This is a genomic window from Streptomyces sp. CA-146814, assembly GCF_050942385.1.
GTDB lineage: Bacteria > Actinomycetota > Actinomycetes > Streptomycetales > Streptomycetaceae > Streptomyces.
The window spans coordinates 5,992,208-6,013,798 of record NZ_CP192068.1 but is presented as its reverse complement, the minus strand read 5'-3'; the positions used below and the strand labels follow the sequence as shown (position 1 = coordinate 6,013,798).

Sequence of the window (21,591 nt, the reverse complement as noted above, 5' to 3'; positions counted from 1 at the left end):
CCATGCAGGCGACCTCGTACACGTACGACCCCGAGACCCGGACCGGCAGTGTGCTGCTGGACGACGGCACCCCGGTGGAGTTCGACGCCCCGGCCTTCGACGCGGGCGGCCTGCTGCTGCTGCGTCCGGGGCAGCGGGTGCGGATCGAGGGCGAGGGCGAAGGCGCCGCGCTGCGGATCACGCTGGTGACGCTGCAGACGTTCTAGACCGTACGGGGGTCGCGGACCGTACGAGGGGCCGAACGGGCCCCGGACAGCCCGCGGGCCGGGCTCCCCCGGAGGGGAGCCCGGCCCGGCGCGTTTCCTCGAAGCGAGCGGTCGCCCGGTCTCACTTCTTGCGTGCGGTGGCCTTCTTGGCCGTGGTGGTGCGCGCCGTGGTCTTCTTCGCGGGCGCCTTCTTCGCCGTGGCCTTCTTGGCGGGCGCGGTCTTCTTGGCGGTCGCGGTGGCCTTCTTCGCCGTGGCTGCCTTCTTCGCGGCCGGCGTGGCCTTCTTCGCCGTGGCGGTGGCCTTCTTGGCCGTGGTCTTCTTGGCGGGCGCGGCCTTCTTGGCGGTCGCGGTGGCCTTCTTCGCCGTGGCCTTCTTGGCGGCCGACTTCTTGGCGGCGGCGGCCTTGACCGTCGTACGGGCGGCGGAAGAACCGCCCGAGAGGCTGCCCTTGGGGGCCTTCTTCACGGCCACGTCGTTCTTGGGGAGCTTCTTGGAGCCGCTCACCAGGTCCTTGAACCCCTGACCCGCGCGGAAGCGGGGCACCGAGGTCTTCTTGACCCGGACGCGCTCACCCGTCTGCGGGTTGCGGGCGTACCGGGCGGGGCGGTCGACCTTCTCGAACGAGCCGAAGCCGGTGACCGAGACACGGTCCCCGGCGACAACGGCACGGACGATCGCGTCGAGTACCGCGTCGACGGCGTCTGCGGCCTGCTGGCGGCCGCCGACCTTGTCGGCAATCGCTTCTACGAGCTGCGCCTTGTTCACGTCTTCCCCTTCGGAGACATTGCCGGAACGAAAGTGTTCAGGCTTTTTCGCACGTTAGGCAGATATATACCGCAAATCAAACACGAAACGGGCTAATCACCCTAGTGCCGCAACGAAGTCGACCGATGCGCAGTTCCACGTGTCAGTCACCTTCGGGGAATCGGCCCTCATCGAGGTCCTTCATCAACCGGTCCAGACGCCTTGCCGCGTCCGGGAGATCGTGCTTCGCCGCGGCCGTGACGACCAGCAGCTTCCGGGAGAGCGCCATCCGTACGCCCTCCGGGACTTGCAGTGCACGCACCTTCGCGTGCGCTTCCTTCAACTGGTCGGCGACTTGGCCATAGAGCTTGAGTTGGCTGTCGCGTTCCATGCACCGATTGTGCCATCTGGGGCGAGTTGTCGCCCGAGGGGGGCTCAACAAGCGACTGCGCCCCCTGCCTGGAGGCAGGGGGCGCAGTCATGGAAAAGCGCTGCTCAGGCGTCAATTGTACGCGGTTTGTGGGACGGCCTGGCCGCCTCGTAAGCCGCGATGTCCGCTTCGTTCTGAAGGGTGAGGCTGATGTCGTCGAGGCCGTTGAGCAGGCGCCAGCGGGCGTTCTCGTCCAGCTCGAAGTCGGCGGTGATGCCCTCGGCTCGGACCTGGCGGGTCTCCAGGTCGACGGTGATCTCGGCGCTCGGGTCGGCCTCGCTCAGCTCCCACAGCGCGTCGACGACCTTCTGCTCCAGGACCACGGTCAGCAGGCCGTTCTTCAGCGAGTTGCCCCGGAAGATGTCGGCGAAGCGGGCGGAGATGACGGTTTTGAAGCCGTAGTTCTGCAGGGCCCAGACCGCGTGTTCGCGGGAGGAGCCCGTACCGAAGTCGGGACCGGCCACCAGGACCGAGGCGCCCTGGCGCTCGGGGCGGTTGAGGACGAAGTCCGGGTCCTTGCGCCAGGCTTCGAAGAGCCCGTCCTCGAACCCGTCGCGGGTGACCTTCTTCAGCCAGTGGGCGGGGATGATCTGGTCGGTGTCGACGTTGCTGCGGCGCAGCGGGACGGCCCGGCCGGTGTGGGTGGTGAAGGCTTCCATGGCTATGCGACTCCGGCGGGGGTACGGGTGTCGGACAGGTCGGCGGGCGAGGCCAGATGGCCCAGCACGGCGGTGGCGGCGGCGACCTGGGGCGAGACCAGGTGGGTGCGGCCGCCCTTGCCCTGCCGGCCTTCGAAGTTGCGGTTGGAGGTGGAGGCGGAGCGCTCGCCGGGGGCCAGCTGGTCGGGGTTCATACCGAGGCACATCGAGCAACCCGCGTGCCGCCATTCGGCGCCGGCCCCGGTGAAGACCTTGTCCAGGCCCTCGGAGACGGCCTGGAGGGCGACCCGGACGGAGCCCGGGACGACCAGCATCCGTACGCCGTCGGCGACTTTGCGGCCGTCCAGGATGGCGGCGGCGTTGCGCAGGTCCTCGATGCGGCCGTTGGTGCACGAACCTACGAAGACGGTGTCCACGCTGATCTCACGCAGCGGCTGCCCGGCGGTCAACCCCATGTACTCCAGGGCCTTTTCGGCGGCGTGGCGCTCCGAGGCGTCCTCGTACGAAGCCGGGTCGGGGACGTGCGCGGAGAGCGGCGCGCCCTGGCCGGGGTTGGTGCCCCAGGTGACGAACGGGGCCAGCTCGGTGGCGTCGATGACGACCTCGGCGTCGAACACCGCGTCGCCGTCGGAGCGCAGGGTCTTCCAGTACGCGACGGCCGCGTCCCACTCCGCACCCTGGGGAGCGGCGTCGCGGCCCTCCAGATAGGCGAAGGTGGTCTCGTCCGGGGCGATCATGCCCGCGCGGGCACCGGCCTCGATCGACATGTTGCAGATGGTCATCCGGGCCTCCATCGAGAGCTTCTCGATGGCGGAGCCGCGGTATTCCAGGATGTAGCCCTGGCCGCCGCCGGTGCCGATCCGGGTGATGATCGCCAGGATCAGGTCCTTGGCGGTGACGTCCTCGGGCAGTTCGCCGTCGACCGTGATGGCCATGGTCCTCGGGCGGGCCAGCGGCAGCGTCTGGGTGGCCAGGACGTGCTCCACCTGGCTGGTGCCGATGCCGAACGCCAGCGCGCCGAACGCCCCGTGCGTGGAGGTGTGGGAGTCACCGCAGACCACGGTGGTGCCGGGCTGGGTCAGCCCCAGCTGCGGGCCGACCACGTGCACGACGCCCTGCTCGACGTCGCCGAGCGGGTGCAGCCGTACGCCGAACTCCGCGCAGTTCTTGCGCAGGGTCTCCAGCTGGGCGCGGGAGACCGGGTCGGCGATCGGCTTGTCGATGTCGAGGGTCGGGGTGTTGTGGTCCTCGGTGGCGATGGTGAGGTCGAGGCGTCGCACCGGACGTCCGGCCTGGCGCAGACCGTCGAAGGCCTGCGGGCTGGTCACCTCGTGCAGCAGGTGCAGATCGATGAAGAGAAGGTCGGGCTCGCCCTCCGCGCGCCGGACGACATGGTCGTCCCAGACCTTCTCCGCGAGTGTCCTACCCATCGCTTTCCCTCCGGCCGGCGTCTTCGCCGGCCCAACTAGAGATTCGGTGCGCCGCCGTCCGGATCCCCGTGCGGGGCGGTGGCCACGGGCCGTTGTGGGGCCGCCTCTACAGGTTCGCAACTTCCGCTGAAAATTGAACTTGCGTTTCACAGAGTGAGACGGGAGTATCGTCGTATGGACAACTCTAGCGGCGTCGGCGTTCTCGACAAGGCAGCTCTGGTATTGAGCGCCCTGGAGTCCGGTCCGGCCACCCTCGCCGGGCTGGTCGCGGCGACCGGGCTCGCACGGCCCACGGCCCACCGTCTGGCCGTGGCACTGGAACACCACCGGATGGTGGCGAGGGATATGCAGGGCCGGTTCATCCTCGGCCCCCGGCTGTCGGAACTGGCGGCCGCGGCGGGCGAGGACCGCCTGCTGGCGACGGCCGGACCGGTACTCACCCACCTGCGGGACATCACCGGCGAGAGCGCGCAGCTCTACCGCCGGCAGGGCGACATGCGCATCTGCGTGGCGGCGGCGGAACGGCTGTCCGGACTCCGGGACACGGTGCCGGTCGGCTCGACGCTCACCATGAAGGCCGGTTCCTCCGCGCAGATCCTGATGGCCTGGGAGGAGCCGGAGCGCCTGCACCGGGGCCTCCAGGGGGCCCGGTTCACCGCGACGGCGCTCTCCGGCGTACGGCGGCGGGGCTGGGCCCAGTCGATCGGCGAGCGGGAGCCGGGCGTGGCCTCGGTCTCGGCCCCGGTGCGCGGCCCGTCGAACCGGGTGGTCGCCGCCGTCTCGGTCTCCGGCCCCATCGAGCGCCTCACCCGCCACCCGGGCCGGATGCACGCTCAGGCGGTCATCGACTCGGCGGCCCGCCTGAGCGAGGCCCTGCGCCGTACGGGCTGACCCGCCGGCACCGCACCACCTCTCCCCCTGTTCCGGAAGGCCGCCCCAGCGCCGTGGCGGCCCTTTTCTTTTCCCGGCCAACAGCGGTGTGACGTAGGCGACTTGGCCCGGAGCGCTCCGGGCCGGACAAGCGGAAAGGCCCTTCACCGAGGTGAAGGGCCTTTCCGTACCGCTCTGTTGTACCCCCGACCGGATTCGAACCGGCGCTACTGCCGTGAGAGGGCAGCGTGCTAGGCCGCTACACAACGGGGGCGTGGTTACTGCTGACTTGCGCTGGGCTACCAGGACTCGAACCTAGAATGACGGTACCAGAAACCGTAGTGTTGCCAATTACACCATAGCCCATGGTGTGACAAGTACCCCCGACCGGATTCGAACCGGCGCTACTGCCGTGAGAGGGCAGCGTGCTAGGCCGCTACACAACGGGGGCCCTAGCGATCCTGCATCAAGAACGTGGGTGCGACCCAGGTGTTCTCGCGGGAAGGATCTGTACCCCCGACCGGATTCGAACCGGCGCTACTGCCGTGAGAGGGCAGCGTGCTAGGCCGCTACACAACGGGGGCTTGTCCTGCTGGATACTGCTGGTCTTGCTCGGTACTGCGCTGGGCTACCAGGACTCGAACCTAGAATGACGGTACCAGAAACCGTAGTGTTGCCAATTACACCATAGCCCACTGAAATGCAACCCGTGGTGGGGGCTTCACTTCTGTCTGCGCTTCCCGGCCGGATCTTTCGGCCCGCTCGGGCGGCGCAGAAAGAACATTACCCGAAGGTGTCCGGCGCTCCAAAACGGGTATCTCCCGCCAGCAGGCCCGGGAGCTGGTCGAGGCCGGTGATCGTCACGAGGTCCGTCCGCCCACCCCTCCCCCGCCGGTCGAGCCAGATCCCGGTCAGCCCGGCGGCCACGGCCCCGCTCGCGTCGATGTCCGGCTCGTCACCGACGTACGCCACCTCGTGCGGCGCCAGCGCGAGCGCCTCGCAGGCCGCGTGGAAGGCGCCGGGCTCGGGCTTGGAGACGCCCAGCTCCACCGCGCAGACCATCACCTCGAAGCGGTCCCGGATGCCGAGCGCGGTGAGCTTGCGGTGCTGGTGGTCGGTGCTGGAGTTGGAGAGGATCGCGTGCCGGTAGGCCGGTGCCAGCCGGTCCAGGACGGGCAGCACGTCCGGGAAGAGCGCCCAGGCGGCCTCGTAGTGGGACAGGTGGCCGGCGAACCACGCGTCGGCCTCGGCGTCCGTCAGCGGCCGCGAGAGGAACTCCCGCACCCGGTCCCGGCGCTGGCCGAGGAAGTCCGTCTCGCCGGCCGCGACACGCGCCCAGTGCCGGACGGTGATCGCCTTCCAGCCGGCGAGAGCCTCGTCGACCGTCGCGTACGCCTCGGGCAGTCCCACGCCTTCCAGGTGGAGCCGCATGCCGGTGTGGTCGGCGCCCGCGTAGTCGAAGATCGTGTCGTCGATGTCCCAGAGCACGGCTCGGATCGGCATGTACGTCACGTTAGCGGTAAAAGCCGGAGGGCCGCAGCCGGTCGGCTGCGGCCCTCCGCGGGGTGCCTCGCGCGCTTACGCGGCCAGCTTGGCGAGCGCCGCGTCGATGCGGGCCAGGCTCTTCTCGCGGCCCAGGATCTCCAGGGACTCGAAGAGCGGCAGGCCGACCGTACGGCCGGTGACGGCGACGCGGACCGGGGCCTGGGCCTTGCCGAGCTTGAGGCCGTGCGCCTCGCCGGCGGTGAGGACGGCGTTCTTCAGCGACTCCGGGTCGCTCCAGTCGGCCGCCTCCAGGTTGGCGCGGGCCGTGGTCAGGAGCGCGGCCGGCTCGCCCTTCATCGCCTTGGTCCAGGACGCCTCGTCCGCCACCGGCTCGTCCAGGAAGAGGAAGTCGACGTTGTCCGTGATGTCGGAGAGCACCGTGACCCGGGTCTGGGCGTAGGGAGCGATCCGCGTCCACTTCTCCGCGTCGAAGGCCTCCGGGGCCCAGGGCGCGAACGGGGCCTTCAGCCAGGGGCCGCAGGCGTCGGTGAAGTCCTTCACATCGAGCATGCGGATGTGCTCGGCGTTGATGTGCTCGGCCTTCTTGAGGTCGAAGCGGGCCGGGTTGGCGTTGACGTCCCCGATGTCGAACGCGGCGATCAGCTCGTCCACCGAGAAGATGTCGCGGTCCTCGGCGATCGACCAGCCGAGCAGCGAGAGGTAGTTCAGCAGGCCCTCGGGGAGGAAGCCGCGCTCGCGGTAGAGGTTGAGCGAGGCCTGCGGGTCGCGCTTGGAGAGCTTCTTGTTGCCCTCGCCCATGACGTACGGCAGGTGGCCGAAGGCGGGGGTCTCCTTGGCGATGCCCAGCTCGATGAGCGCCCGGTACAGCGCGATCTGGCGCGGGGTGGAGGAGAGCAGGTCCTCGCCGCGCAGGACGTGGGTGATCTCCATCAGCGCGTCGTCGACCGGGTTGACCAGCGTGTAGAGCGGGGCCCCGTTGGCACGGACGATGCCGTAGTCCGGGACGTTCTCCGGCTGGACGGTGATGTCGCCGCGGACCAGGTCGGTGAAGGTGATGGCCTCGTCGGGCATCCGGAAGCGGACGATCGAGGTGCGGCCCTCGGCCTCGTACGCCGCCTTCTGCTCGGCCGTGAGGTCGCGGCAGTGGCCGTCGTAGCCGGAGGGCTTGCCGGCGGCGCGGGCGGCGTCGCGGCGGGTGTCCAGCTCCTCGGTGGTGCAGTAGCAGGCGTACGCGTACCCGGCGGCGAGCAGCTTCTCGGCGACGTCCTTGTACAGGTCCATCCGCTGCGACTGGCGGTACGGCGCGTGCGGGCCGCCGATCTCCGGGCCCTCGTCCCAGTCCAGGCCGAGCCAGCGCATCGAGTCGAGCAGCTGCTGGTAGGACTCCTCGGAGTCGCGCGCGGCGTCGGTGTCCTCGATCCGGAAGACCAGGGTGCCCTGGTGGTGCCGGGCGAAGGCCCAGTTGAACAGCGCCGTCCGGACCAGGCCCACATGCGGGTTGCCGGTCGGGGAGGGACAGAAACGGACGCGATGGGGCCTCCCCTGGTCGAGCGGAGCCGAGAGCTTGGGGAAAGGTGCGTTAGCCACGCTTGATCACCTTGTTGGTGAGAGTGCCGATGCCTTCGATGGTGACGGCGACCTCGTCGCCGACGTGCAGGGGTCCGACCCCTGCGGGGGTGCCCGTGAGGATCACGTCGCCCGGGAGGAGCGTCATGGCCTCCGTGATGTGAACGATCAGGTCCTCGACGGAGCGGACCATGTCGCTCGTACGGCCGAGCTGCCGCTGCTCGCCGTTGACCGTCGCCTGGATGGTGAGGTCGTGCGGGTCCACGTCGGTCTCCACCCAGGGCCCCAGCGGGCAGGAGGTGTCGAAGCCCTTGGCGCGGGCCCACTGCTTCTCGCGTGCCTGCACGTCGCGGGCGGTGACGTCGTTGGCGCAGGTGTAGCCGAGGATGACGTCCTTGACGCGCTCGCGCGGGACCTCGCGGCACATGCGGCCGATGACCACGGCCAGCTCGGCCTCGTGGTGGAGGTCGCTGGAGAAGGAGGGGTACTCGATCGCGTCGCCGGAGCCGATCACCGAGGTGGTGGGCTTGAAGAAGGTGATGGGCGCGTCGGGGACCTCGTGGCCGAGCTCGGCGGCGTGCTCCGCGTAGTTGCGGCCGATGGCCACGACCTTGTTGGGGAGCACGGGAGGCAGCAGCCGGACCTTGTTCAGCGGGACCTTGGTGCCCGAGAGCTCGAAGTCGGCGTACGGGATGCCCTTGATGATGTCGAGGACGAGGTCACCGGATTCCACGGTGCCCTGTCCCTCGACGGCGCCGAAGGCGACATTGCCGTCGATGGAGAACCTGGCGATGCGCACGGGATGCTGTCGCCCCTCACTTGCTGGCTGGCTGAAGACTGACGCTCCAGGCTAACGCCGAGGGAGGGGCACAGCTCGCGTATGCCGGGGCGGTGGCTACCGGGCCGCCGCGACCGGTGCTTCCATGAGGATGGTGCGGCGCGGGTTGGCCGTGACGGTGGGCAGGTCGGCGGCGTGCTCCGGCAGGAACGGCGTCTGCAGCGCCTCGGCGTCCTGGAGGTGCGCCAGCGTGGTGCGCCGGGGGTTGGCAATGTTGCGGATCGTCGTCGTCTTCATCTGCCGTCAGGACCCTGTCGGTGAGGGGCACCGCCTCGGCGGCGCCTGCTTGTCGGATTCGCCATCCCTGTAAAGCGTCAGGCTAAACATCCGATTCCCCGCCGGAACCGCGATGAGGCGACGATCATCATGTGAGTTTGCTCACGAACTAATCGACAATCAGCCCATTCCGGGCAGGTGATCATGGTCCGAGAAACGGACATTACCGCCCTGAATCCATCATTCCGCTCCTGATCATCGCGACTGGGACACCCCCCACCCCTAAGCGACTCCTCCCCGATCGTCCTTTTTACCCACGATCACTCTCCACTGCTTGTTACCCGTTCATCACAACGTGTCACCCAGGTCACAGCCCGGTACATGGCCCTTGTTGGAGATCCTGCACTGTGCTGGAATTCCACGCACCGCCGCGGGTTTGAGGCCGGCGCACCGGGGCGCGACCCAGCGCCGAGGGGCGGCGGGAGGGGGAAGTACGCCGGTCACTCAACGACCACCATGGGGCGCGTCCAGCGCCCCACGACGCCGACACCGTTCTGTCCGTTCGCGGGTGGAACGCCTGGTCCAGAGGTTGCGACGCTAGTGCAGGGACGTTTCAAGAGGGATGGCAGCGCTCCGGCGGAACAGGAGCCGCGCGGCGGGACCGACCGCGGTTCCTCGCCCCAGCACGCCCAGAACCCCGGGCCGGCCGCTGCCGGCGACAACAACGACCGTGCCAAGCCCCCGGGCTCCGCGCCGAGCGGCGGAGCCGAGCCGAGCACGCCTTCCGCTTCCCGCGGCCCGGTCGACACGGGGTCGCGAATAGCGCTCCGTAACTGGCGCATCAGTACGCGACTGGTCTCCCTCCTCGCCCTCCCCGTGGTCGCAGCGACCAGCCTGGGCGGTCTGAGGATCAACGAGTCCATGACCGACATGCAGCAGCTGGAGCACATGCAGCTGCTGACCCAGATGACCAAGCAGGCGACCTCGCTCGCGCAGGCCCTCCAGGTGGAGCGCGACCAGTCCGCCGGTCCGCTCTCCAACGGCTCCAAGGCGACCGACTACAAGGTCTCCCAGCCGCGCGAGAAGACCGACCGGGCGAAGGACGCGTTCCTGGACGCGACCAACGAGATCGGCGACTTCGAGAACGACGACGCGCTGGAGAGCATCCACGCGAGCGTCGCCCAGATCGCCTCGCAGCTCGGCGACATCCGGTCGATCCGCAAGTCGGCGTACGAGGACGGCGCGCCGTCCCTCAACACCATCGACCAGTACAGCCAGCTGATCACCTCGCTGCTCAGCCTGTCCCAGGACATGGCCCAGGCGACCAGCAACCCGGACATGATCAAGCGGACCCGTGCGCTGGCGGCGTTCTCCTCCGCCAAGGAGTACGCCTCGATCCAGCGCGCGATCATCGCGGCCGCGCTGCCCGGTGGGTCGGTCAAGGAACCGCACCTCAACGAGAACGACAAGCAGTTCGGCTCCAACGCGCTCGACAAGGAAACCCGCGCGATCAGCTCGTTCAAGTCGATCTACGGGTCGACCGGCGAGAGCGCGGTGGACCTGATGGCGCCGCTGGACAACGGGAACAACCCCGAGATCAACGCGGCGAACATGTACGCCAAGCACATCCTCGACACCCCGAACGGGATCGACGGGGCGAAGGTGCGCTCGTACATGGACTGGTACGACCAGTCGTCCACCAAGATCGACGCGATGAAGACGATCGAGACCACCCTCCTCAGCGACATGGAGGCCAAGGCGCGCGAGCTGCGCGAGGCCTCCCAGCGTGAGGCGATCATCAACGGTGCGGTCATCCTCATCGTGCTCGGTGTCTCGCTCGTCGGCGCCTTCGTGGTGGCCCGCTCCATGATCCGCTCGCTGCGCCGCCTCCAGGACACCGCCACCCGCGTCGCCCAGGACCGGCTGCCCGAGCTGGTCAAGCAGCTCTCCGAGACCGACCCGCAGGACGTCGACACCTCCGTCGAGTCGGTCGGCGTGCACTCCCGGGACGAGATCGGCCAGGTGGCCGCGGCCTTCGACGACGTGCACCGCGAGGCCGTCCGCCTCGCCGCCGAGCAGGCCCTGCTGCGAGGGAACGTCAACGCGATGTTCACCAACCTCTCGCGCCGCTCCCAGGGCCTCATCCAGCGCCAGCTCTCGCTCATCTCCGAGCTGGAGTCGCGCGAGGCCGACCCGGACCAGCTCTCCTCGCTCTTCAAGCTCGACCACCTCGCGACCCGTATGCGCCGTAACGGTGAGAACCTCCTCGTCCTCGCGGGTGAGGAGCCGGGCCGCCGGTGGACCCGCCCCGTCCCGCTGGTCGACGTGCTCCGTGCCGCCGCCTCCGAGGTGGAGCAGTACGAGCGCATCGAGCTCTCCGCGGTGCCCGCCACCGAGGTCGCCGGCCGGGTCGTCAACGACCTCGTGCACCTCCTCGCCGAGCTACTGGAGAACGCCACCTCGTTCTCCTCGCCGCAGACGAAGGTCCGGGTCACCGGTCACGCGCTGCCCGACGGCCGGGTGCTGGTCGAGATCCACGACACCGGTATCGGCCTCTCCCCCGAGGACCTCGCGGCGATCAACGAGCGGCTCGCGCAGCCGCCGACCGTGGACGTCTCGGTCTCGCGCCGCATGGGTCTGTTCGTGGTCGGCCGGCTGTCGCTGCGTCACGGCATCCGCATCCAGCTGCGCCCCTCCGACTCCGGCGGCACGACCGCGCTGGTCATGCTGCCCGTCGATGTCGCCCACGGCGGCAAGCAGCCCCCGTCCAAGCAGGGTTCCGGCCAGCAGAACGGCTCCGCCCCCGGCGGCCTCCTCGCCGGCAACGGCGCGGCCGGCGGCCAGCGCCCCGGCATCGGCGGCGGACCGGGCGGCCCCGGCGGACCGGGCGCCAAGAGCCTCGGCTCCGCCCCCGGCGGCCAGCGCGGCCAGGTCGGTGCGGGCTCCGGCCCGCGCGCCGCCCTCCCCGCACGGGACAGCGCCCCCGGCCGCCCGCAGAACAACGGCAACCCGAACCAGCCCTTCCCGGGCCAGGAGCCCCAGCGCCAGGGCGGCGGCCTCTCCGGCGCCTTCGGCAACGGCGCCCGGCTCGGCGCCCGCGGCCAGGGCGACGGTCCCGGCCGTACGGACGCGGGTCAGCCGAACCTGTTCGGTCACGGCGCTCCGGCCGCCCCCGGCCAGAACGGCCGCTCGAACGCGTTCGCCCCGCAGAACCAGCAGATCCAGCCCGGACAGCAGCAGGGCCAGCCCGGCCAGCACCAGGGCCAGCAGGGTCCGGGTCAGCAGGGCCGGCACCAGCCGCAGCCCCAGCAGGCCCGGCACGAGCAGAACGGCCCCGGCGGCCAGGGCGGTTTCCAGCAGCCCGGCGGCCCCGGCCGTCAGCTGCCGCCGACCGGCGGTCCCCGGGCCGAGCTGCCCGGCGGCAACCCGCAGCAGCGCCCCCAGGCCGTCAACTGGGGCGCGGACGCCCCGCGCGGCCACGAGGAGCACGACGCGACCGGGCAGTTCGCCCGGCCGACGGGCCCCGGCCAGGACCAGGCGTTCAACGCCCCGCTGAACCAGGACCCGGGCGCGACCTCGCAGTTCGCCCGGCCGGACTTCAACGCACCGGCCCAGAACCAGGGTTACGGCCATCAGGCCCAGGACCCGGCGTCCACCGCGCAGTTCGCGCGGCCCGACTTCAACGCGCCGCTCCAGCAGAACCAGGGCCAGCAGCTGCCCGCGCCGCGTCAGCGCGGCCCGGAGGGCAACGGCTTCGGCGCCCCGCGTCCGTCGGCGTCCCCGGCGGGCGAGGCCCCGTACCGTCCCGCACTCCCGCAGCAGCCGGAGGCCCTGCCGCCGGCCGGAGCCGGGGACGGTCGTACGCCGCTGTACGACACCCTGGAGACCAACTGGTTCCACGGCCCGGGCCAGGGTGGCCAGCAGGCGGCCGAGCCGGCGCCGGCCGCTCCCGAGCCCACCGGCGTACCCGTTCCGCCCATGCCGCAGCGTGGTGCGGCCGAGGCTCCGGTGACCAGCTCGTGGCGCGCCTCGCCCAACGACGAACTCGTACGCCAGGCCGAGCGGGTCAAGAAGCCGGCCGCCGGCGGGGTCACCACTTCCGGGCTGCCCCGCCGTGTTCCCCGCGCCAATTTGGTTCCGGGGACCGCTCAGCAGCAGAATCACCAGTCCGGACCTCAGGTTTCGCGTGCGCCCGATGACGTACGCGGTCGTCTGACCAATCTCCGCCGGGGCATCCAGCAGGGACGGCAGGCCAACAACGGCCCGTCGACCGGCAGTATCCATCTCGGCCCCACTCACCAGCAGGAGCGTTAGTTGAGCCCCATGAGTCAGGCCGCGCAGAATCTGAACTGGCTGATCACCAACTTCGTGGACAACACCCCAGGGGTGTCCCACACGGTGGTGGTCTCCGCGGATGGCCTGCTGCTGGCGATGTCCGAAGGATTCCCGCGCGACCGCGCCGACCAGCTGGCGGCCGTGGCCTCCGGTCTGACGTCGCTGACCGCCGGCGCGTCCCGGATCTTCGAGGGCGGCGCCGTCAGCCAGACCGTTGTGGAGATGGAGCGGGGATTCCTCTTCCTCATGTCCATCTCCGACGGGTCCTCACTCGCCGTTCTCGCCCACCCGGACGCCGATATCGGTCTGGTCGGTTACGAGATGGCCCTCCTGGTCGACCGTGCGGGCACCGTCCTCACGCCCGACCTCCGCGCCGAGCTCCAGGGCAGTCTGCTCCATTAGGCGGCCGTCCTGCGGATTCACGACACGATCCCCCCAGGTAATGCCCACAACCCTCACCCGCCAGGCCGCCTTAGTCCCCTCACCGGCCCCTTGCAGACGGCAAGCCGAGAGCCTGCTGTCACGCCCGGAGGATTCATGACCCCGCCACCCGCCTCACCCGATCCGTACGGCGCACTGCACCACGCGTCGTACGACGAGGGAGGCGACCAGCCGCTGGTTCGTCCTTACGCCATGACCGGTGGCCGGACCCGGCCGCGTTACCAGCTCGCGATAGAGGCACTGGTCAGCACCACAGCGGACCCGGCGCATCTGGGGACGCTGCTCCCCGAGCACCAGCGGATCTGCCACCTGTGCCGCGAGGTCAAGTCGGTGGCAGAGGTCTCCGCGCTGCTGTCGATGCCGCTCGGCGTCGCCCGCATCCTCGTGGCGGACCTGGCGGAAGCCGGCATGGTGGCCATCCACCAGCCGGGCAATGGAGAGGCCGGCGGCGCGCCGGATGTGACACTGCTCGAAAGGGTGCTCAGTGGACTTCGCAAGCTCTAGCGGCGGGACGGCCCGCGCCACTACCTCCGCGAAGATCGTGGTGGCGGGCGGTTTCGGCGTGGGCAAGACCACGTTCGTCGGTGCGGTGTCGGAGATCAACCCGCTGCGCACCGAGGCCGTGATGACGTCCGCGTCCGCGGGCATCGACGACCTGACCCACACCGGGGACAAGACGACGACCACCGTCGCCATGGACTTCGGCCGCATCACGCTCGACCAGGACCTGATCCTGTACCTGTTCGGTACGCCCGGTCAGGACCGCTTCTGGTTCATGTGGGACGACCTGGTCCGCGGCGCCATCGGCGCCGTCGTCCTCGTCGACACCCGCCGCCTCGCCGACTGCTTCCCCGCAGTCGACTACTTCGAGAACAGCGGCCTCCCCTTCGTCATCGCCCTCAACGGCTTCGACGGACACCAGCCCTACACCCCCGACGAGGTGCGTGAGGCGCTCCAGATCGGACCGGACGCCCCCATCATCACGACGGACGCCCGCCACCGCGCGGACGCCAAGAGCGGCCTGATCACCCTGGTCGAGCACGCGCTGATGGCACGCCTGAAGTAGTCCCGACAAGTAGGCGTAAGTCGTTTTTGCCATACGGAAGTTGTTGTAGTCACGCGGGGGCGGCCTGTGTCGTTTGACACGATCCGCCCCCGTGTTCATAACATTTCGACAGAGAATTGACCCCGCGCCACCACCCGACGCATCCACGTGGTGCCACTGCGCTCACATGAGCCCCGCCTTTTGACGGGGCTCGCTCTTTATGCCCGTTTTATCTGAGGCGTGGGCCACTCGGAATGATCGATTCCGAGTGTTTGGAAGGGGGCCGGTCCCCGTGCTGCAATTCGTCGAACTCCCGAGTAGTTACGGCCCTGAACGAATAATCCGGCACAACGTAGGTGCCGACGCCGAGAGGTTGTTGGTCGAGTGAGGCGAAGCAACGAGGGCTCCGCGCCGCAGCCCGAGCGGGGCAACTTCACCCCGCCGTCGCACGCTGCGACGTCGCCCGCACAGGCGCCCGAGCCGGAGCCGGCCGCCGGCAGCACCAGCCGGTTCTCCCCGCGCAACTGGCGGGTGGCCACCCGCCTGAACGCGATCCTCCTGATCCCGGTCATCATCGGCCTGATCATGGGCGGCTTCCAGGTGAAGGGGTCCATCGACACCTGGAGCGAGGCCCAGGAGGCCGAGAAGATCGCGCGCATCGTCCGCGCGGCCTCGGACTACGGCCAGGCCCTGCTCAACGAGCGGGACCTCACCGCCCAGCCGCTGCTCTCCGGCGACCGGGACGCCGACATCGTCGAGGAGACCCGGGCGACCACGGACGAGGCGCGTACGGCCTTCGATGCCGCGGTGAAGGACATGCCCGCCAAGCCGGGCCTGGAGCGCCGTCTCAAGCTCTTCAAGGTCGACGAGCCGGGGCTCCCCGAGCTCCGCAAGGCCGCCTACTCGCAGGCGCTCGACCCGGTGAAGACCGAAGAGGGCTACACCCAGGTCCAGCACTCGCTGATGCAGTTCGCCAACGAGCTCGGCCTCGGCACCGGCAACGTCACCAGCTACGGCCGCACCGTCTACGCGATCGAGCTGTCCAAGGCTGCAGAATCGCTTCAGCGCTCGATCGGCATGCACCTGCTGGTGCGCCCGAGCAAGAAGCCCGCCGTCTACAACGACCAGGTCAAGGCCTTCGGCTCGTACAACTACCTGGAGCAGATCGCGCTCGCCGAGTTCAACGCCGGCGGCACCCAGGCCGACGTGGACCGCCTCAAGCAGGTCATGGCGGGCAAGGCCGAGGAGGGCGCCAAGCAGCTCAAGGCCGCCCGTGAGCAGGCCGACGCCGCCGGCCAGGACTTCGTGGCGCCGCCGAGCATCGACGGCTCGGTCTTCGACGGCATGGTCCAGCAGATCGGCCAGGGCCAGTCCCCCGAGGACCTCGCGAAGAAGGGCATCACGCCCGAGACCTGGATGGCGGCCGCCACCGCCAAGTTCGAGGGGTACGCGACCGTCGAGAAGGAGCTCGTCGACAAGGCGGTGGACGAGGCCGCGAAGATCTCCTCCGAGGCCAAGTCCGACGCCATCGTCAACGGACTCATCGTCGTCATCGCGCTCCTGGCCGCCTTCATCCTGGCCGGACTCATGGCCCGCCAGATGAGCCGGGCGATGCGCCAGCTGCGTACCGCCGCCTTCGGTATCGCCGAGCAGCGGCTGCCCTCCCTCGTCGACCAGCTCTCGCGCACCGACCCGGGCCGGGTCGACACCCGGGTGCAGCCGATCCCGATCACCACGCAGGACGAGATCGGCGAGGTCGCCCGCGCCTTCGACCAGGTGCACCGCGAGGCCGTCCGGCTCGCCGCCGAGCAGGCCATGCTGCGGGGCAACGTCAACGCGATCTTCACCAACCTCTCGCGCCGCAACCAGTCGCTCATCGAGGGCCAGCTGACCCTCATCACCGACCTGGAGAACAACGAGGCCGACCCGGACCAGCTGGAGAGCCTCTTCAAGCTGGACCACCTGGCCACCCGTATGCGGCGCAACGGCGAGAACCTGCTCGTCCTCTCCGGCGAGGAGCCCGGCCGCCGCTGGGACCAGCCGGTGCCGCTGGTCGACGTCCTGCGAGCCGCCTCCTCCGAGGTGGAGTCGTACGAGCGCATCGAGCTGTCCGGTGTCCCCGACGCCGAGATCCACGGCCGGGCCGTCACCGACCTCGTGCACCTGCTGGCCGAGCTGCTGGAGAACGCCACCACGTTCTCCTCGCCGCAGACCAAGGTCCGCGTCACCGCGACCCGGCTGCCCGACGGCCGCGTCATGGTCGAGATCCACGACAAGGGCATCGGCCTCACCGCCGAGGACTTCGCCGACATCAACCACAAGCTGGCCAACCCGCCGACGGTGGACGCCGCCGTCTCGCAGCGCATGGGCCTCTTCGTGGTCGGCCGGCTCGCCGACCGGCACGGCATCCGGGTCCAGCTGCGCCCCTCGGGCGAGCAGGCCGGGACGACGTCGCTGGTCATGCTCCCGGACGCGATCACCCACGGTGGCGGTGGCGAGACCCTGCACGGACAGGACGACTTCACCGTCTCCTCGATCATTCCCGAGCAGCAGAGCGCCTTCGACCCGGCGCCGCAGCACGGCCAGATGCGTACGGCGGCGGAGCTCGGCTTCGACGACTCGCGCTACGAGGTCCCGGCCGACCCGGGCCAGCTGGACCCGGTCAACCGCTCGCTGATGCGCGAGGAGCGCCGGGCGGCGCTGGAGGCCCAGACCGGCACCGGCTCCCCGTTCCCGGACGGCTCGCAGGAGCAGCAGGGGTACGGCCAGGAGCAGTACGCCCAGGAGCCGTACGCCGGACAGGACCAGTACGCCGACGCTCAGGGCTCCGGACAGGACCCGTACGGCAGCAACGGTGCGCAGGGGTACGCCCAGGAGACCTACGGCCAGGACCAGTACGGCCAGGCCTCCGCCCAGCAGGCCCAGCAGGCCCCGTACGCCGACTCCTACGAGCAGCAGCAGGGTTACGGCTCCGAGAACGGCTTCCCGCACCAGCAGGAGCAGCCTCGGAACGGGTACGCGGAAGCGGCATATGCCGGTCCGGAGAACCCTCAGGACGCGTACGCCGCCGACCGGTACGCTGCCCCGACCGACCAGTCCCACCAGGACGACTGGCCTGTTCAGAGCGGTTCTCAGAACACTTTTGAGCCGGTTCGGCAGGCTGAGGCGGAATCTGTTCCGAGCGTTCCCGCACTGTCGCAGGAGCGCGTAGGCTTCGACCGTCCGGGGTCCGCCCCGAACGTCGGCCACGAGCTGACCGAAGCCGGTCTGCCCCGCCGCGGCGGTGCGCAGCACTGGCAGCCGAGCGGCCGCGGCAACGACCAGCCCGCTCCGGCTCCGCAGCGGCAGCCGCAGCAGCAGGAACGGCAGGCCCCGCAGACGGACGGGGACGGCACCGACGACTGGCGCTCGACGAATGACGAGCGCTGGGAGCGGGCCGAGAAGCTCCGTGAGCCGAAGGCGGGCGGAATCACCCCCTCCGGTCTCCCCCGGCGCGTGCCCAAGGCCAACCTGGTCGAGGGCACGGCGGAGCAGACCCAGCAGGGCGGCCCACAGGTCTCCCGCGCACCCGAGGACGTCCGCGGCAGGTTGAGCAAGCTGCGGCGCGGTGTCCAGCGGGGGCGCAACGCGGGGTCGGACACCAGTACCACCTACAACCAGGAGCGTTAGTGTGAGCCCGATGAGCCAGGCGGCGCAGAATCTCAACTGGTTGATCACCAACTTCGTGGACAACACCCCCGGGGTGTCGCACACGGTGGTGGTCTCCGCCGACGGACTCCTGCTGGCCATGTCCGAAGGATTCCCGCGCGACCGCGCCGACCAGCTGGCGGCCGTGGCCTCCGGTCTGACGTCGCTGACCGCGGGCGCCTCGCGGATCTTCGAGGGCGGAGCGGTGAACCAGACCGTTGTGGAGATGGAGCGGGGATTCCTCTTCCTCATGTCCATCTCGGACGGTTCGTCACTCGCCGTTCTCGCCCACCCGGACGCCGATATCGGTCTGGTCGGATACGAAATGGCCCTTCTGGTCGACCGCGCGGGCAGTGTCCTGACCCCGGACCTCCGCGCCGAACTTCAGGGAAGTCTTCTTAACTAGTAGACAGACAGTGCGTTTCTCGCCACCGCGCCATAAGGTGCGGTGGCGCGGCCCCACTGGGATCGGCGACCGGCAGTCGGAGGAGGAAACGTGGCAGCACCCACAGGCGGACACCCATACGAGGGTGAGCAGAGGGTTCCGGGTGAGCACGGTGACAACCGTTTCGGCTACCCCGCCGCATCCGGCGGCCAGGCCCCGGGCAACTCATATCAGCCATATCAGCAGCCGCAGCAGCCGCAGGGCGCCCATGGTGCGCAGGGGTCCGAGTGGCCCCAGCAGCAGCCGGGTTCGCCGTGGCCGCAGCAGCAGCGTGTCCAGCCGGTGCAGCAGCGACGGGCCCCCGAGCCCGCCAAGCCCGCCGCGCACAACCCGCTGGTCCGTCCGTACGCCATGACCGGCGGTCGGACCCGGCCGCGTTACCAGCTCGCCATCGAGGCGCTGGTCAGCACGACGGCCGATCCGTCCCGGCTGCAAGGGCAGTTGCCCGAGCACCAGCGGATCTGCCGGCTCTGCATCGAGATCAAGTCGGTCGCCGAGGTTTCGGCCCTTCTCTCGATCCCCCTCGGCGTTGCCCGGATCCTCGTCGCCGACCTGGCCGAGGCCGGACTCGTCGCCATCCATCAGCCCGGCGGCGACGAGGCCGCCGGCGGCCAGCCAGATGTGACACTGCTCGAAAGGGTGCTCAGTGGACTTCGCAAGCTCTAGCGGCGGAGCGGCCCGCTCCACTACCTCGGCGAAGATCGTGGTGGCAGGGGGCTTCGGCGTGGGTAAGACCACGTTTGTCGGTGCCGTTTCGGAGATCAATCCGCTGCGCACCGAAGCCGTGATGACGTCCGCGTCCGCGGGCATCGACGACCTGACCCACACCGGGGACAAGACCACCACGACGGTGGCCATGGACTTCGGGCGTATCACCCTGGACCAGGACCTGATCCTGTACCTGTTCGGTACGCCGGGCCAGGACCGCTTCTGGTTCATGTGGGACGACCTGGTCCGCGGCGCCATCGGCGCCGTCGTCCTCGTCGACACCCGCCGCCTCGCCGACTGCTTCCCCGCAGTCGACTACTTCGAGAACAGCGGCCTCCCCTTCGTCATCGCCCTCAACGGCTTCGACGGACACCAGCCCTACACCCCCGACGAAGTCCGCGAAGCACTCCAGATCGGACCGGACACCCCGATCCTGACGACGGACGCCCGCCACCGCGCGGACGCCAAGAGCGCGCTCATCACGCTGGTCGAGCACGCCCTGATGGCCCGCCTGCGCTAGGACGTACGCGAAAGGGCCCCGCACTCCTTGAGGAGTGCGGGGCCCTTTCGCGTAAGGCGTTCGGCGGGTCAGCCCTGCCAGCTGTGCGGCGCGCGGAAGCCCGGCGTGCGCTCCAGACGGCGCCAGCCGGCCGTGTCGCGGCCGCGGTGGGCGGGGGCGGACGGCTGGGCGGCGGCGCGGGCCATCAGGACGGCGGTGATGGCCGCCAGCTCCTCGGGGTCGGCGTGACCCTTCTCGACGCGCAGGACGGACTCGGCGGAAGTCAGGCTCATGGTGGGGTGTCTCCGTCTTCTCGGCAGGTGTCGTGGACCGTGCGGCGGATCGCGCCGCTGCGGAGGGGCGACTACTGCGGGGGGTTGCCGTGCTTGCGGGACGGCAGGTCTGCGTGCTTGGTGCGGAGCATGGCGAGCGAGGCGATGAGCACCTCGCGGGTCTCGGCGGGGTCGATGACGTCGTCGACCAGGCCGCGCTCGGCCGCGTAGTAGGGGTGCATCAGCTCGGCCTTGTACTCCTTGACCATGCGGGCGCGCATGGCCTCGGGGTCCTCGGCGTCGGCGATCTGGCGGCGGAAGATGACGTTGGCGGCACCTTCGGCGCCCATCACCGCGATCTCGTTGGTGGGCCAGGCGTAGGTGAGGTCGGCCCCGATGGACTGGCTGTCCATGACGATGTACGCGCCTCCGTAGGCCTTCCGCAGGATCAGCGAGATCCGGGGCACGGTGGCGTTGCAGTAGGCGTACAGCAGCTTGGCGCCGTGCCGGATGATCCCACCGTGCTCCTGGTCGACGCCGGGCAGGAAGCCGGGGACGTCCAGAAGGGTGATGATCGGGATGTTGAAGGCGTCGCACATCTGGACGAAGCGAGCGGCCTTCTCGGACGCCTCGATGTCCAGCACGCCCGCCAGCGCCTGCGGCTGGTTGGCGACGATGCCGACGACCTGGCCGTCCAGGCGGGCCAGCGCGCAGATGATGTTGCGGGCCCAGCGCTCGTGGATCTCCAGGTAGTCGCCGTCGTCGACGAGCTCCTCGATCACCTGGTGCATGTCGTACGGGCGGTTGCCGTCGGCCGGGACCAGGTCCAGCAGGACGTCGCCGCGGCGGTCGGCCGGGTCGTCGCTCTCGACCGTCGGCGGGTTCTCGCGGTTGTTGGAGGGCAGCATCCCGATGAGGTAGCGGACCTCGGCGATGCAGGTCTCCTCGTCGTCGTACGCGAAGTGCGCGACGCCGGAGGTCTCGGCGTGCACATCGGCGCCGCCGAGGCCGTTCTGGGTGATCTCCTCCCCGGTGACCGCCTTGACGACGTCCGGTCCGGTGATGAACATCTGCGAGGTCTCGCGGACCATGAAGACGAAGTCGGTGAGCGCCGGGCTGTAGGCCGCGCCGCCCGCGCACGGGCCGAGCATCACGCTGATCTGCGGGATGACACCGGAGGCGCGCGTGTTGCGCTGGAAGATGCCGCCGTAGCCGGCGAGCGCCGAGACGCCCTCCTGGATACGGGCGCCGGCGCCGTCGTTGAGCGAGACCAGCGGCGCACCGGCCGAGATGGCCATGTCCATGATCTTGTGGATCTTCGTGGCGTGGGCCTCGCCCAGCGCGCCGCCGAAGATCCGGAAGTCGTGCGCGTAGACGAAGACCGTGCGGCCCTCGACCGTGCCCCAGCCGGTGATGACACCGTCGGTGTACGGCTTCTTGGCCTCCAGGCCGAACCCGGTCGCCCGGTGGCGGCGGAGCTGCTCGACCTCCTTGAACGAGCCCGGGTCGAGCAGCAGCTCGATGCGCTCGCGCGCGGTCAGCTTGCCCTTGGCGTGCTGCGCCTGGGTCGCACGCTCGCTGGGGCCGCGCCGGGCCTGCTCACGCAGGGCCAGCAGTTCGGCCACCCGGCCACGCGTGTCGCTCGGCTGCTCACCCTGGGTTTCGTCCACAACGGTCATGCATCGACCCTACG

General features: G+C 69.9%; 20 protein-coding genes and 5 tRNA genes. 10 read left to right on the top strand and 15 right to left on the bottom strand.

Annotated elements, in window-relative coordinates; all coding sequences use genetic code 11:
- Positions 1-2: 2 nt before the first annotated feature.
- Positions 3-206 (top strand): hypothetical protein, encoded by a 204-nt coding sequence (locus ACQP09_RS27030; RefSeq protein WP_018509660.1) that lies wholly within the window; start codon positions 3-5, stop codon positions 204-206.
- 121 nt (positions 207-327) lie between these two features.
- Here ACQP09_RS27030 and ACQP09_RS27025 read toward each other — a convergent pair whose 3' ends face one another.
- From ACQP09_RS27025 to leuC, 4 genes are all read right to left on the bottom strand, one after another.
- A complete protein-coding gene (locus ACQP09_RS27025; protein WP_432151092.1) occupies positions 328-972 on the bottom strand; it encodes an HU family DNA-binding protein in 645 nt (214 codons plus the stop codon).
- Between the two features lie 142 nt (positions 973-1,114).
- Positions 1,115-1,342 (bottom strand): hypothetical protein, encoded by a 228-nt coding sequence (locus ACQP09_RS27020; protein ID WP_026237629.1) that lies wholly within the window; start codon positions 1,340-1,342, stop codon positions 1,115-1,117.
- A gap of 104 nt (positions 1,343-1,446) precedes the next feature.
- Complete coding sequence (gene leuD / locus ACQP09_RS27015; RefSeq protein WP_433404097.1) at positions 1,447-2,040, bottom strand: 3-isopropylmalate dehydratase small subunit; 594 nt, start codon at positions 2,038-2,040, stop codon at positions 1,447-1,449.
- A gap of 2 nt (positions 2,041-2,042) precedes the next feature.
- On the bottom strand, positions 2,043-3,470 hold the full coding sequence (gene leuC / locus ACQP09_RS27010) for a 3-isopropylmalate dehydratase large subunit (protein WP_433404095.1): 1,428 nt from the start codon (positions 3,468-3,470) through the stop codon (positions 2,043-2,045).
- Positions 3,471-3,644: 174 nt separating this feature from the next.
- Between leuC and ndgR the strand changes: the two genes are divergently transcribed.
- On the top strand, positions 3,645-4,361 hold the full coding sequence (ndgR, locus tag ACQP09_RS27005) for an IclR family transcriptional regulator NdgR (protein WP_003966003.1): 717 nt from the start codon (positions 3,645-3,647) through the stop codon (positions 4,359-4,361).
- A 180-nt stretch (positions 4,362-4,541) separates the two neighbouring features.
- Here the strand turns inward: ndgR and ACQP09_RS27000 are convergent.
- The 9 genes from ACQP09_RS27000 to ACQP09_RS26960 form a co-directional block, all read right to left on the bottom strand.
- Positions 4,542-4,614, bottom strand: a tRNA-Glu gene (locus ACQP09_RS27000).
- 20 nt (positions 4,615-4,634) lie between these two features.
- Positions 4,635-4,706, bottom strand: a tRNA-Gln gene (locus tag ACQP09_RS26995).
- A gap of 12 nt (positions 4,707-4,718) precedes the next feature.
- Positions 4,719-4,791 (bottom strand) — tRNA-Glu (locus tag ACQP09_RS26990).
- Positions 4,792-4,851: 60 nt separating this feature from the next.
- A tRNA-Glu gene (locus ACQP09_RS26985) sits at positions 4,852-4,924 on the bottom strand.
- 39 nt (positions 4,925-4,963) lie between these two features.
- Positions 4,964-5,035: transfer RNA gene (locus tag ACQP09_RS26980), tRNA-Gln, on the bottom strand.
- 88 nt (positions 5,036-5,123) lie between these two features.
- Positions 5,124-5,843, bottom strand: coding sequence for an HAD family hydrolase (locus tag ACQP09_RS26975; protein ID WP_433404093.1), 720 nt, complete (start codon positions 5,841-5,843; stop codon positions 5,124-5,126).
- Positions 5,844-5,918: 75 nt separating this feature from the next.
- Positions 5,919-7,433 (bottom strand): glutamate--tRNA ligase, encoded by a 1,515-nt coding sequence (gene gltX / locus ACQP09_RS26970; RefSeq protein ID WP_433404091.1) that lies wholly within the window; start codon positions 7,431-7,433, stop codon positions 5,919-5,921.
- Entirely contained in the window at positions 7,426-8,211 is a 786-nt protein-coding gene (locus ACQP09_RS26965; RefSeq protein ID WP_404059027.1) for a fumarylacetoacetate hydrolase family protein, read from the bottom strand. The genes gltX and ACQP09_RS26965 overlap by 8 nt, the downstream gene beginning before the upstream one ends.
- A 96-nt stretch (positions 8,212-8,307) precedes the next feature.
- Entirely contained in the window at positions 8,308-8,487 is a 180-nt protein-coding gene (locus tag ACQP09_RS26960) for a hypothetical protein (protein ID WP_433404088.1), read from the bottom strand.
- A gap of 579 nt (positions 8,488-9,066) precedes the next feature.
- Here ACQP09_RS26960 and ACQP09_RS26955 point away from each other — a divergent pair.
- The 8 genes from ACQP09_RS26955 to ACQP09_RS26920 all read left to right on the top strand — a co-directional run bounded on the left by ACQP09_RS26955 (position 9,067) and on the right by ACQP09_RS26920 (position 19,647).
- Entirely contained in the window at positions 9,067-12,780 is a 3,714-nt protein-coding gene (locus ACQP09_RS26955; protein ID WP_433404085.1) for a nitrate- and nitrite sensing domain-containing protein, read from the top strand.
- Between the two features lie 9 nt (positions 12,781-12,789).
- Complete coding sequence (locus ACQP09_RS26950; protein WP_006127850.1) at positions 12,790-13,203, top strand: roadblock/LC7 domain-containing protein; 414 nt, start codon at positions 12,790-12,792, stop codon at positions 13,201-13,203.
- Between the two features lie 135 nt (positions 13,204-13,338).
- Complete coding sequence (locus tag ACQP09_RS26945) at positions 13,339-13,746, top strand: DUF742 domain-containing protein (protein WP_015611637.1); 408 nt, start codon at positions 13,339-13,341, stop codon at positions 13,744-13,746.
- Positions 13,727-14,308, top strand: a complete 582-nt coding sequence (locus ACQP09_RS26940; protein WP_015611636.1) for a GTP-binding protein — start codon at positions 13,727-13,729, stop codon at positions 14,306-14,308. The genes ACQP09_RS26945 and ACQP09_RS26940 overlap by 20 nt, the downstream gene beginning before the upstream one ends.
- Positions 14,309-14,671: 363 nt before the next feature.
- Positions 14,672-17,956, top strand: a complete 3,285-nt coding sequence (locus ACQP09_RS26935) for a nitrate- and nitrite sensing domain-containing protein (RefSeq protein ID WP_433404081.1) — start codon at positions 14,672-14,674, stop codon at positions 17,954-17,956.
- A 10-nt stretch (positions 17,957-17,966) separates the two neighbouring features.
- On the top strand, positions 17,967-18,380 hold the full coding sequence (locus ACQP09_RS26930) for a roadblock/LC7 domain-containing protein (protein ID WP_030125847.1): 414 nt from the start codon (positions 17,967-17,969) through the stop codon (positions 18,378-18,380).
- 90 nt (positions 18,381-18,470) lie between these two features.
- Positions 18,471-19,085 carry a DUF742 domain-containing protein gene (locus tag ACQP09_RS26925; RefSeq protein WP_433404078.1) on the top strand — a complete coding sequence of 205 codons (615 nt, stop codon included), beginning with the start codon at positions 18,471-18,473 and terminating at the stop codon, positions 19,083-19,085.
- Complete coding sequence (locus ACQP09_RS26920) at positions 19,066-19,647, top strand: GTP-binding protein (RefSeq protein WP_014048542.1); 582 nt, start codon at positions 19,066-19,068, stop codon at positions 19,645-19,647. Before ACQP09_RS26925 ends, ACQP09_RS26920 begins: the two co-directional genes overlap by 20 nt.
- Before the next feature lie 68 nt (positions 19,648-19,715).
- Here ACQP09_RS26920 and ACQP09_RS26915 read toward each other — a convergent pair whose 3' ends face one another.
- Both ACQP09_RS26915 and ACQP09_RS26910 read right to left on the bottom strand, forming a co-directional pair.
- Complete coding sequence (locus ACQP09_RS26915) at positions 19,716-19,919, bottom strand: acyl-CoA carboxylase subunit epsilon (protein ID WP_093692620.1); 204 nt, start codon at positions 19,917-19,919, stop codon at positions 19,716-19,718.
- Positions 19,920-19,990: 71 nt separating this feature from the next.
- Positions 19,991-21,577 (bottom strand): acyl-CoA carboxylase subunit beta, encoded by a 1,587-nt coding sequence (locus ACQP09_RS26910; protein WP_026241027.1) that lies wholly within the window; start codon positions 21,575-21,577, stop codon positions 19,991-19,993.
- Positions 21,578-21,591 lie beyond the last annotated feature (14 nt).